Source organism: Brevibacterium sp. K72, from assembly GCF_050562175.1.
GTDB classification, from domain to species: domain Bacteria; phylum Actinomycetota; class Actinomycetes; order Actinomycetales; family Brevibacteriaceae; genus Brevibacterium; species Brevibacterium casei.
This window is the reverse complement of the sequence record NZ_CP191582.1, coordinates 1,235,178-1,247,093: the sequence shown is the minus strand read 5'-3', so window position 1 is coordinate 1,247,093 and position 11,916 is coordinate 1,235,178. Positions and strand designations below refer to the sequence as shown.

Sequence of the window (11,916 nt, the reverse complement as noted above, 5' to 3'; positions counted from 1 at the left end):
TCCAGTCGTTGTGTGAGTCGTCTTGATGCTCGCTGCTGCGGGCAGGAAGACTGGTCTCATCATGACGAACACGAGGAAGCGGCACACGCCTGAGCAGGTCGTGCGCAAGCTCGGACAGGCCGACCGGATGCTGGCCGATGGCGCGGACGTCGCGGCGGTGTGCCGCGAGCTGGGCGTGTCGGAACAGACGTACTACCGGTGGCGCAACCAGTACGGCGGGCTCAAGGCCGACGACGCCAAGCGCCTCAAGGAGCTCGAGAAGCAGAACGCCACCCTCAAGCGTCTGCTCGCTGAAGCAGAGCTGGAGAAGGCGGCGCTGAAGGAGCTGGCAGAGGGAAACTTCTAGGCCCGGGCAGGAGGCGCGCCGCTGTCGCTCACCTCATCGCGAAGATGCGGGTGAGCGAGCGGATGGCGTGCCGGCTGACCGGGCTATCCAGGTCCGCCTACCGGCGCACCCTCAAGGCCGATACCGTCGCCGACCCCGACGCCGCCTTGCGTGAATGGCTGCGCGGTTACGCGAAGAAGCACCCCCGCTGGGGCTACCGGCGCGCGTGCCACGACGCCCGCGGCGAGGGCTGGCAGGTCAACCACAAGAAGATCCAGCGGCTATGGCGCGAGGAAGGCCTACGCGTGCCCCAGCGACGTCGCCGTAAGCGCATCGGCTCCTCGACCACGGACGCCCCCAAGGCGTGCGCCCCGAACGTGGTGTGGGCCATCGACTTCCAGTTCGACGTCGACGAGGCCGGGCGTCCGATCAAAATCGCGTCGATCGTGGACGAGCACACCCGGGTCTGCCTCGGCGGCCTCGTGGAACGCTCCATCACCGCCGACCGTCTCACCGACCATCTCGACGACCTCGTTAAGCTGCACGGACCGCCCGCGGTCCTCAGAAGCGACAACGGGCCCGAGTTCATCAGCCAGGCGATCGCCGACTGGGCCGGCACCCGCACCGGCCTGTCGTACATCCCGCCCGGCTCGCCGTGGCTCAACGGCTACGTCGAGTCGTTCAACTCCCGCCTGCGCGACGAGTGCTTGAACATCAACAGCTTCTACTCACTGCTGCACGCCCAGGTCGTCATCGGCGACTGGAAGGTCGAGTACAACACCGTGCGACGCCACTCGGCGCTGGGCTACCTCACCCCGGCCGACTATGCTCGCCACTGCACCCACGAAATGGAACCCGACGACTCACACAGAGACCGGACCTAACAACGGGGGCGGCCCACCACACCACGTTCGGGGCGCACGCCTTGGGGGCGTCCGTGGTCGAGGAGCCGATGCGCTTACGGCGACGTCGCTGGGGCACGCGTAGGCCTTCCTCGCGCCATAGCCGCTGGATCTTCTTGTGGTTGACCTGCCAGCCCTCGCCGCGGGCGTCGTGGCACGCGCGCCGGTAGCCCCAGCGGGGGTGCTTCTTCGCGTAACCGCGCAGCCATTCACGCAAGGCGGCGTCGGGGTCGGCGACGGTATCGGCCTTGAGGGTGCGCCGGTAGGCGGACCTGGATAGCCCGGTCAGCCGGCACGCCATCCGCTCGCTCACCCGCATCTTCGCGATGAGGTGAGCGACAGCGGCGCGCCTCCTGCCCGGGCCTAGAAGTTTCCCTCTGCCAGCTCCTTCAGCGCCGCCTTCTCCAGCTCTGCTTCAGCGAGCAGACGCTTGAGGGTGGCGTTCTGCTTCTCGAGCTCCTTGAGGCGCTTGGCGTCGTCGGCCTTGAGCCCGCCGTACTGGTTGCGCCACCGGTAGTACGTCTGTTCCGACACGCCCAGCTCGCGGCACACCGCCGCGACGTCCGCGCCATCGGCCAGCATCCGGTCGGCCTGTCCGAGCTTGCGCACGACCTGCTCAGGCGTGTGCCGCTTCCTCGTGTTCGTCATGATGAGACCAGTCTTCCTGCCCGCAGCAGCGAGCATCAAGACGACTCACACAACGACTGGACCTACATCCCGGGGTCAGCCCAACTCCTCTTTGCCACCGTTCTCTTTGCCCCTGAGCCCTCGCCCCGCCATCTGGATGTAAGCGCTTGGGCTGAACGTCGGTCGGGCGATGTAAAGTGCCCTTACGCCGGGAGCGTCGAATCCCTGCACCAGGAGATCGCAGTTCGCGAGGACCTGTACCTCGCCTTCCTGGAACTGTCTGATGACCTTACGCCGTTGCTGTCGGCCGGTCTGTCCGCTCACTGATTCGGCAGCGATCTTCCGATATCGAAGGGAAGCAGCCAAGACCTGTGCAGAGAGCACGCTTGGCGTGAACACCAGAATGGGCCATTCCGGATGGGCGTCGATGGTCTTCAGGATGTGGTCGACCAGAACACGCATACGCTTCTCATTGCGACCGATTCGCTCGTACACGTTACGATCGATGAGCCTACTCGTCCTGAGCGCATTGTGTTCAGAGCTGTTCAGTTCGATCTCAACGCCGGACGGAAGTACTTCGTGCCTGACCCTGGCAAGCACACCGAGTCGGACGAGCTGCTGGTATGGGTCATCTCCTGGCAGGGACAGTCGATTGGAACCGAACCTTGCGGCCAGCTCCTTGGTCCCACTGTGGTCGCCGGCGCGCCCCTTGAATGGAGTCGCCGAAAGGCCGACCAACGGCCTCTCCCAGCTTCGGCCGTCGACGCCCAGCCATTTCAGAATCGAGGTGTATGCCTTGGATCCGCCCGCCCGATGCGCCTCATCGATGAACACAGCACGCGGAGTCCGCAACCATTCATAATCTGGGCGATCCATAACGGCAAGAATCTTCGCATCGGTAGCAACGACGATGCTGGCCTCGGTGTCAGGCTCATGGACGGTATTGGTGTCCCATAGCCGCCCGATGGTGAGTGGACGCTCATCGCCGAGATACCGCCAAACGGACTGGAAGGTCTGCACTGCCTGCTCGCAGAGCTCAGCCGACTGGGCTATCCAGAGAATCGTTCCTGTGAACACCTCATCGACGAACAGGCGCAGAACTGTCTCAGTCGCAACTCGGGTCTTGCCGGCGCCTGTCGGCAGCTCCACCATCCCCTTCTGCGCCGGGCCCTCGTGGGAAGGCTGAGTCAGAACTGTTCGGAGATCTTCACTGATCTTCTTCTGATAGCTGTGAAGTCTGTTCAGCCTCACCGCGCCTGGGACAACGAACTCCTCCGGACGCGAATGGTTTCGCTGGCCAGCGTATTCGGCACCGAACCCCATCTTCCGTACCCAAGTGACGGCCGCTGGGAGGCCGGCCCACGCCTCCGGAACGTCTGTGAAACCCGCCTCTCGAAACAGGCTCTCCAGCATCCGAAGAGAGTCCGCCCCGTAGACAGTGAGAAAGAGTTCCGCAACTGACGTACGAGAATCGACCAGACCTTGAGCTTTCAGCGCACTCCAAAGTCCGGTGGGCAACGCCTCTTTGAGGTCATCAGGACCGATGTAGAGTTCCAACCGGTCGGCGTCGTTCTCAATTGCATGAGCTTCTTGTCGTTGCAGCTCAAGTTGATGGGCGAGGCCGACCTCAAGGATCTCTGAGATTCGCGCATTGTTCAGACCGAGGCCGAATGCTTCGTTCACGAACTCAAGGGTCCGCCTGTCGTCTGCATCGCTCTGCACGATGAGATCCTGACCGTCCAGGTGCCAATCCCGCGGTTGGTCCTCCATCCCCTCGTCAGTGGAGACTCGCTTGGCGATGAGGAGCGCCCTAGCGACTTTTGCCGATCCCAACCGATCCCCGTAGGGGGCGCGGAGTCCCGTGTAGACGTCGAGCACCCTTTGGAAATCCTGCTGACCCTCTACGACCATCGAGAAGGAGAAGCTGTCGGCGAAGCGACGGCAGCCCACGATGCTGACGAATTCCTCGACCTGTTCGGGTTCCACCCTCAGAAACGGGCGCTGACGACTACTCAGGATCTCCGCCTCTTCCTCGCTGCTCGCCAGGTACACGGCCGAAGGCGAGAAGGGCTCGACGGAGCGCCTGACTCTGGCGGGAATGGTGCTCGGCTTCTCGGCGTCGAATCCGAACCGCGTCGCCGCAAGGACGAACTCCGCAAGTACAGCATCGTCCGTGACAGTGGGAAAGTAGTCTGCACCCAACATCTCGCGAAACACGTGCGGCGGCACATCGTCGAGCTCATCTGGGAGCTCCAGAAGGGACGCTGCACTGCTCGTCGCTTTCAGAAGCGGCAGCAGAGCACCGAACCTTACCAGCGAGGGTGCGACGACGTCGCCCGGTCGACGGTAACCCCGTGAAGTGGGCAGAAGCCCCGATTCTCTGATCGCCCATTTCGCGGGAGACTCAACTCGGTATGTGCGACCAGAAGCGGAATCCTCGGCGATCCAATCCCGATCGGGGAGGGCCAACAGGCCGACCGTCCATTGTGATCGCTGAGACTCGGGTGCCTCGGCATCACGCAACATCGATAACACTGAGAACGGACCCGGACCCTCACCCGGAGTGAACTCCACGTCTTCCACCCGCCGTTCCCCTGGCCCGAGACTGGAATTCAGGTCAGACAGTATCGAGTCCATATAGGAGTCGAACATGAACTCGTCTTCGAGTGAATAGTCCTTGACTGGTCGTTGGACGACTCCCAATCTATGTGCGACGGCAGGCAGGCATCGAGTCCGGTCCAGAAGCAGATCAGCGACTCGGTCTGGAAGCTCTGCTTCCAGATCGAGTACCTGACGGGGCCATGCCCAACCGCCGTCGCGCGTTGGTACTTTGATGAAAGCCGATGATTCTGACATCATGTTCGACGCTGCCAACATGTTGACCGACAGAGCCGCGTCCCAGAGGTTCTCCATCTCTTCGTCGCTCGGTTCACTGGAGAGCATCGACAACCGCGCGTTCAGCACCGCCTCGGGATCCAGATCACGGAAACCATTGTTTCGCAGGAGTTTCTCGATTCCAGCCCCGGCCAGAAAATCCTTGTCGATGAAGACGGCACCTTGAATGTCCTGCAGTCCTCTGTCATGCAGGAAAACAGTGCTCCGCTCATTGAGTGATTTGAGTCCATCTGTAGTAGGAATGACTTTTGCGCCAGCGATACCTTCAAGCGTCGGATATTTCAGAACTGTTCGGAACGCATTGGCCGCGGATACGTAGTCATCTCCGTCTGCCCATTCGCGGAGCCAGGACAAAAGGCCACGCTTCGGCATACGCTCCAAGGCGGTTCTGACATCACGAGAGCTCGGATCCAAATCCGGCTGCTCCGCAGTGACCAACAGGTCCCTGAGTCTTGAGATCCTCACATTGCTCTTGTAACAACTCGAATGCGGCACGTCGTCGCCGGTATTGGGTGACGACGACCACTCCGCATGGTCACGATCACTGAAGCGAATTCCCAGGTCCAAAGGCCTCAATTCCTGACCATTGCGCAGGACACCCCTGGAGTCAGGTATGAATGCCCCCTTCCCCGTCAACGCGAGTATGTGAGCACCGAGGAAGTCGTCGGCGAATCCGTGGCTCTCCTGGGCGCGCCCTCGTGCCGGCAGATAATCCAGATGACTCGCAGGGTCATCTCCTCGCACGGACGTGAGCAGTGGTACGAAGAGATCGGACAGAGTCTTCAGAATCTCCCGGTTGTACCTGTTGTCGAGCAGATTCGTGCGATCGTCATTGACGCTCCATGGCGCGTTGAAGAGCGCCGAACTTGAGGTGCGATCCTGCAGCCGGAAGTATGACCAGAACTGCCCGATCCGGAGCCTGGACTGCCGCGCGGGTACGGCGACCGTCACCTTGACCCTCTCTCGCGAGATCGCTTCTCCGACCTCCTGTCTCGCCCCAAGGGATGGCGCATGCATAGCACTGGCGACTATCCACTCGTCGTCGTGTCCGTCCGGCCGCTCGATCCGGAACCGGCCCTCGCCGAGATCGCGCGACACGTGTCGGGTCTCGAATGGTTCGTCGCCGAGCACGCGTAGTCGGATTTCACGTACCGCCCCCACGAAGAGTAGGAACTCGGACGAGAAGTCCCGAATCTCAAGCAGGAGTCGCTCGATATTGGAGGCGTCTGGCAGCTTGACAATCGTCGTTGCCCAGCTCGCGAGTTCTTCGAGCACCGGATCTGAGGAGATCTCAGTGCTCGGGTCCAACAGTGTCGCTGTTCTCAGAACCGGATATCGTCCGGTCTTCGAGACCTTGGACAGCTCGCTCCGCGCAGTCGGAGAATTGAACTCGAACGAGACGGACCTGCTGAGGACCTGCGGGAACTCGGAGACAGCGAGCACTGACTTGAACCCGAGGCCGAATCGACCGATCTCGTCGCCTCGCTTCCCACTCAGGTGAGCCATCGTCATTGCGGTCAGACCAGCCTTCGAGAACGGCCTGCCGGAGTTGGCACAGTAGAGGACTCGATTCGACGTATCGAGAACAATCTCAACACGACCAGCGCCGTCCATGCTGGTCTCATCAACACCAGCCAGCGCATCGGCCGCATTCTGGACGAGCTCTAGCAGTGTCCGGTTCGCGTAGCCGCCGGTCCTGATCGATTCTTCGTGGTTCCTGTGCTCAGAGACCAGGTCTGGATGAATCCGGTAGGAATCTATGGTTCGATCAAACTGGACGTTCAGCTCGTCGACCAGCATCGGGTCCGGTTCCCAAGTTCCACGGTCGAATGCCACGAGCGACTACCTCTTCTTCTCTGGTCCGACTCGCCACGTCAGTCGATTCGGTGCCCGAGTCATCTGACGTTCACACACCGCAGGTCGCTGACATGACTAGCTCTGTACTTTCTCGACGATTGCATACTACCCGCCAAGTACGGCCCGTCGAGGAAACCTGTCATCACAGTTTCTGGAAATGCGAGGACGGTCGACACCTGTGCCGTTTCTCCAGATTTTCTTCGCCTCAAATCTGCTTCTTCCTTAGAACACCGCACAGAGTTCTCCCATTCGACTACGTCATTTAGCCCTAATGTCTCGGTCGCTCCTCCTTTGCGGCGGGTCGGCCCCGCCGAGTCAGGGCCACAGGCTAGGATGAGGACCTGCCCCAGAGTGATCCACGAAGAGTACTGGAGCTGTACACGCGGAATGCGAACGGAAGGAACCAGTTTTGAAGCTCGACGTCCTCGACTTGTTCACTGGCGCGGGTGGTCTGACTCAGGGGTGGCATAACGCTGCTGCCGCGCTCGAGATCGAATCGACGATCGTTGGTTCAGTCGAGATCGACCCGACTGCCGCCGCCAGCTATCGCGAGAACTTCGGAGGCTCGGGGCAGTTCGTCGGACCGATCGAGAATTGGCTCGCTGAAATTGATACTCCTTCGACAGATGTCATACTCGGCGGCCCACCATGCCAGGGATTCTCAAGTCTCGGGAAACGGGACATCAACGACATCCGCAACCTTCTGTGGAAGAAATACGCAGAGACGATCGTCCGATCACAGCCCATGTACTTCATCGTCGAGAATGTCATCCCATTCTTGAAATCTAGTGAATTTGCGGCGTTCGAGAATTCGACGCGGATCGGTGGAATGCTTGAGGACTATGTGCTCGAGCCACACAGGTTGATCGCCACCGACTACGGGGCACCACAGAAACGCAAACGTGCTGTGGTGATCGGCCGCCTGAGGGATCTGCCCGAAGTGGGCCCGCCGACCGTCACTCATCCGGACAGAACCAGCGATTGGGTAAGCGTGGATCAGGCCTTCCAGGGCATCACCACCCTGGTCGACGGAATTCATCTTCCGCAACGTAAGACCGCAGACGGATTCGACGGCCCCTTTGAGTCGCAGGAACTCCACCTTGGACGCACCTATACTGATCTCTCATTGAAGCGGTTTGCAAGTATTCCCCCTAAAGGGAACCGTTTCGATATCCCTGAAGAACTACTCTCCCCCTGCTGGAGGCGGAATCGTACGGGCTATTCAGATGTCATGGGGCGCCTCGACAAAGACAGCCCTTCAGTTACGATCAGGACAGAATTCGATAAGCCGGAAAAGGGCCGCTATCTTCATCCGACCGCAAACCGGGCGATCACGCACTTTGAGGCTGCCAGGCTCCAGGGCTTTCCCGATGAATTCAAGTGGGTGGGCTCCAAACCGAAGATTGCCCGGCAGATTGGGAATGCAGTCCCGATCCATCTGGCGCAAGCTGTCTGCTCACAGGTCATCAAGGCCGCGAAAGGTGAATTGGTTTCCGGAGTCGGCACAGATAGTACAGATAGTGCAGACCTGCCGTTCGAAGAGTTCGACAAAGAAATCGCTGGGTAGGACTGCGCCCTCAGTCGGCACTCGAGCATTCTGATCTACTCGCGTTCCGCCAGCGCTCTTACCGAAGCTACTCATTGCCGGCATCCGGAGCGCGAGAACATCGAACCCTCCCGTCTGATCATCGGGGACTGGTGCCCGCGCGGCGTCCTGACGAATCCACGCCATACTTGGGTCATCGCCCGTGACAACCCGAGGAGCCACCGATGACCCTCCACACTCTGTCTCCTGAGGCCACCGGCGCTGTCGGCCCGGGTGCCCAATGGACTGAAGACTCCAGCGGGGCGAACACCCAGGCCGAAGCTCTACGGTGCGAGTTCGCCGGCTGGCTTGGCGACGACCTCGTCAGCGTCAATCCGGATTTCGTCGTCTCGGGTACGCTCGCTGACGCTCTGCGCGCCTCCGACCTCACCGGGTTCGAGTTGCGCACCGACCCTGTCATCACGAAGTCATCCGAGTTCGTCTCCGAGAGCAGCGCCGATTTCCCCGATCGCTGGGAACGCCTCGTCCCCAACCCCGAACCCACCACAGCCTCAGACGACCGTGAGCCCACCGAAGAGACAGACTTCGCCCGCCAGGGTTCCGACCTCTTCGTCAGCGAACGGGCACTGGCCCTCCTCAACGACCATCGCATCACCCACGCACGCCTCACCCCGGCCGGCGACTCCCCTGAGGCCACCCGGTTCACCCGGAACCAGGATCACGCCGACGAGGCTGCGCGAGCAGAGGCCGTCGCGGAGTTCTCCGCTCTCAAGGAGTCAGGTGCGAAAGAGGCGGCGCGCATTACCGCCGTGCTTGAGTCCGCCCCCGCCCCCACCTCGGCGCCGCCGACGATGAACACCCAGAACAAGCGCAAGATCTCCGGCGACCTCACGCGTGTTGTGGCCGCAGTGGGAAAGCCCATCAACGACGAGAAGGTCCTCGCCGTCCTCCGGTTCGTCGACGGACCGATCGCAGTCCATGAGAGCGATGACGGCTGGCGCGACTACGACAGGAACAGGATCGACGGCTCACAGCTGAGCGCCGTCAACGTCGTCCTCGCGCCCAACGCCCAGGTGAAGTTCATCCAGTTCAACTTCCGCAACCCCACCGGCGACGCCACAGCTGTCTACCCGCGGATCGGGGAGCTCATCGCAGGCGTCGACCCCTTCACCCGGGAAACCGTGCTCGACCACCTCGGCGAACCCGAGGGAACGACGCCGACCAGGCAGAACACGATCTTCGACACCTATCGGATCGGCCGCCAACGCGTGCTCTTCTACTGGGACGCGGACGACATCTCCCCGCAGACCATCGTCGTCGGACGCAAAGCCTGACCACGGCACCGTGGCCCCGACGCACCGACGCACCGACGCACCGACGCACCGTGGCACCGAGGCCCCCGAGCCGCCCGGCCCCTACCCCACGAGACCCGACACGGACTCGATGACCTGGAGCACCGCCAGGAACCCGAAGAGACCCAGGCACACGGCCAGGAGCACATTCGACCACCAGGAGTTGCGCAGCGACTCGGGCACCGATGAGCGGTTGAGGATGACGAGGAGGGCGAGCGCGAGCACGGGGAGGATGAACGCGCTGATCGCGGCGTAGACGAGGACGAGGGTGACCGGCTTGCCCAACCCCATGATCACCAGGGTCGCGACGCTGAGGTAGACGAGGACCACGCGGAAATCGACGGAGGTCGCCGACATCTCGAACCGCGCCTCGTCCTGATGCGGGTAGCGGCGCAGCACCCGGATCGCGTCGGCGGTGACATAGGCGATGCCGGAGAAACCGCCGAGCACACTCGTGTAGACGACGGCGAGGAACGACAGGAGGAAGATGAGACGCCCGACCTCACCGATCGAGGCCACGAGGCTGTCGGCGATCGCGAAGAGCGCATCGTTGTCGGCGATCGTGAAGCCCTGCCCGTAGAGGATGAACGCACCCACCGCGCTCATCGCCACCGCGAAGACGAACACGAGCCCGTAGCTGATGAGTAGATCGAGCCGAACGACGGGCTTCCAGTCGGCACTGCGCCACGACTTCTCCCGGATCCAGAACGAGTACGCGAGGATCCCCGTCGCTCCCCCGACCCCGCCGATGAGCGACATCACCGTGATCATCGACCCCTGCGGGAACACCGGGACGATCGTCTCCGCGGCGACGTCCTGCGCCTCCTGCCCCTGGAACACGGAGATCGCGAGCGCGATGATCCCGACGAACATGATGATCCCGAAGCCCATCATCGCCTTCTCGACGATCCCGTAGCGTCCGATCCCCACGAGGATCGCCGCCGAGAGCAGCACGACGACCGCCGTCGGCCAGAACGGGAGGACGGGGAAGATCGCCTGGAGGATGTTCGCCGTCACCGCGACGACCCCGGCCCCGAAGAACAGCCCGACGAGGAGTTCGGCGACGAGCAGGAGCGCCGGGAACAGCCGTCCTCCGAACCGCGTGAGGTGGGAGAGCAGTGACCGGTCCCCGCTCATCTGCAGCCGCGAGACCGCATCGGAGAGGACGAACTTGAGCAGGATCCCGACCGTGAACACCCAGATGAGCGCGAGACCGTACTCGGCCCCGGAGTTCATCGTCGTGATCATGTCCGAGGCCCCGACGCTGGCGAGCGCGAGGACGATGCCCGGACCGATGAGCCGCAGCCGTCCGGAGAAGGTCCCCGGCGCCGAGGCGGGTGGTCCTGACCGCTGGTGTGTCGTCTCCGAGGTCATGAGGGGGTCCAGGCTCCTTCGCGTGAACGGGCAGATCGTCAGGTCAGTATATTGGTGGCATGGCCACGCCACTCGACGACGGACCGTTCTTCCACGGCACGAAGGCCGCCCTCGCACCCGGAGACCTGCTGCGTCCCGGGTTCGCGTCGAACTACCGGCCCGAGATCATCATGAACCACATCTACTTCACCGCCCTGCCCGACGGTGCGGGCCTCGCCGCCGAGATCGCCGCACTCGAGGGCACACCCCACGTCTACGAGGTCGAGCCCACCGGTCCGTTCGAGAACGACCCGAACGTCACCGACAAGAAGTTCCCCGGCAACCCCACCCGCTCCTACCGGAGCACCTCACCGCTGCGCATCATCCGCGAAGTCACCGACTGGAAGCGGCTGAGCCCCGCCGACCTGCGGATGTGGCGGGAGCGGATCGCCGCGATCCGCGCCGACGGCGCAGAGATCATCAACTGAGCGCGCCGGCCATAGCCTAGGCGCCGGCATCCGCGCCGCCGCCAGCGACGACACGACCCTCAGTCCGCGAGCTGCGCGGCCTTCTTCGCTCCCACCGTCGGGTGGTTGCTCGCGATCGAGATGCGGTTGAACGCGTTGATCATCGTCGCGATCCATTCGACGGCCGCGATCTGCTCCGTCGAGAGGTGCCGGGCCGCCTCGGCGGCGATCTCATCACGATCGACAGGCACGTCGAGGTTCGTCAGCGATTCCGCGATGAGCAGCGCCGCACGCTCCCGGTCATCGAAGATGTGCGACTCCCGCCACGCGGCGAGCACGTCGAGCTTGAGCTGCTCGACCCCCGCCTTCCGTGCCGCAGGCACATGTATGCTCAGGCACGTATGGCAGCCGTTGATCTGCGAGACCCGGGTGTTGATGAGCTCGATGAGGCCGACGTCGATGCCGGCGGCCACGGCCGCCTTGCGGGTCGCGCTCGCGGCACTGACGGCGGCCTTGTAGACCTCGGGATGCGACTTGTCGATGAAGGGCCTGTTCGCGTTCATGCTCTGCTCTCCCGGGTCCGACTCCCTCG

At 62.6% G+C, this 11,916-nt stretch carries 7 protein-coding genes and 1 pseudogene; 4 read left to right on the top strand and 4 right to left on the bottom strand.

Annotated features, from left to right (window positions below):
- The first annotated feature begins 61 nt into the window (after nt 1–61).
- Nucleotides 62–1,209, top strand: a protein-coding gene (locus tag ACQ1RG_RS05570) for an IS3 family transposase (RefSeq protein ID WP_100227560.1) whose coding sequence is annotated in 2 segments (ribosomal slippage) — nt 62–332 and nt 332–1,209 — 1,149 coding nt in all. Because the reading frame shifts where the segments join, the coding sequence is not laid out codon by codon here.
- Between the two features lie 16 nt (nt 1,210–1,225).
- Here the strand turns inward: ACQ1RG_RS05570 and ACQ1RG_RS05565 are convergent.
- Nucleotides 1,226–1,875, bottom strand: a pseudogene (locus ACQ1RG_RS05565) (transposase); the annotation flags it as partial.
- Nucleotides 1,876–1,950: 75 nt separating this feature from the next.
- The gene (locus ACQ1RG_RS05560) at nt 1,951–6,585 is read right to left on the bottom strand and encodes a sacsin N-terminal ATP-binding-like domain-containing protein (RefSeq protein WP_430600642.1); all 4,635 of its coding nucleotides are present in this window, start codon (nt 6,583–6,585) and stop codon (nt 1,951–1,953) included.
- 430 nt (nt 6,586–7,015) lie between these two features.
- Here ACQ1RG_RS05560 and ACQ1RG_RS05555 point away from each other — a divergent pair, with 430 nt between their 5' ends.
- Both ACQ1RG_RS05555 and ACQ1RG_RS05550 read left to right on the top strand, forming a co-directional pair.
- Entirely contained in the window at nt 7,016–8,173 is a 1,158-nt protein-coding gene (locus tag ACQ1RG_RS05555) for a DNA cytosine methyltransferase (protein WP_430600641.1), read from the top strand.
- 203 nt (nt 8,174–8,376) lie between these two features.
- Nucleotides 8,377–9,486: a hypothetical protein gene (locus tag ACQ1RG_RS05550; RefSeq protein ID WP_430600640.1), complete on the top strand. Its 1,110-nt coding sequence runs from the start codon at nt 8,377–8,379 to the stop codon at nt 9,484–9,486.
- 81 nt (nt 9,487–9,567) lie between these two features.
- Here the strand turns inward: ACQ1RG_RS05550 and ACQ1RG_RS05545 are convergent, their stop codons facing one another.
- Nucleotides 9,568–10,878: an Nramp family divalent metal transporter gene (locus tag ACQ1RG_RS05545; protein WP_430600639.1), complete on the bottom strand. Its 1,311-nt coding sequence runs from the start codon at nt 10,876–10,878 to the stop codon at nt 9,568–9,570.
- 59 nt (nt 10,879–10,937) lie between these two features.
- Between ACQ1RG_RS05545 and arr the strand changes: the two genes are divergently transcribed.
- Complete coding sequence (gene arr, locus ACQ1RG_RS05540) at nt 10,938–11,345, top strand: NAD(+)--rifampin ADP-ribosyltransferase (RefSeq protein ID WP_430600637.1); 408 nt, start codon at nt 10,938–10,940, stop codon at nt 11,343–11,345.
- Between the two features lie 59 nt (nt 11,346–11,404).
- On the opposite strand, the gene ACQ1RG_RS05535 is transcribed toward arr, so the two are convergent.
- Nucleotides 11,405–11,887 (bottom strand): carboxymuconolactone decarboxylase family protein, encoded by a 483-nt coding sequence (locus ACQ1RG_RS05535; RefSeq protein ID WP_259821135.1) that lies wholly within the window; start codon nt 11,885–11,887, stop codon nt 11,405–11,407.
- Nucleotides 11,888–11,916 lie beyond the last annotated feature (29 nt).

Excerpts from the sequence above, each read along its gene's own strand:
- ACQ1RG_RS05535 (WP_259821135.1), bottom strand. The coding sequence starts at position 11,887 with ATGAACGCGAACAGGCCCTTCATCGACAAGTCGCATCCCGAGGTCTAC.
- ACQ1RG_RS05545 (WP_430600639.1), bottom strand. The coding sequence starts at position 10,878 with ATGACCTCGGAGACGACACACCAGCGGTCAGGACCACCCGCCTCGGCG.
- ACQ1RG_RS05550 (WP_430600640.1), top strand. The coding sequence starts at position 8,377 with ATGACCCTCCACACTCTGTCTCCTGAGGCCACCGGCGCTGTCGGCCCG.
- arr (WP_430600637.1), top strand. The coding sequence starts at position 10,938 with ATGGCCACGCCACTCGACGACGGACCGTTCTTCCACGGCACGAAGGCC.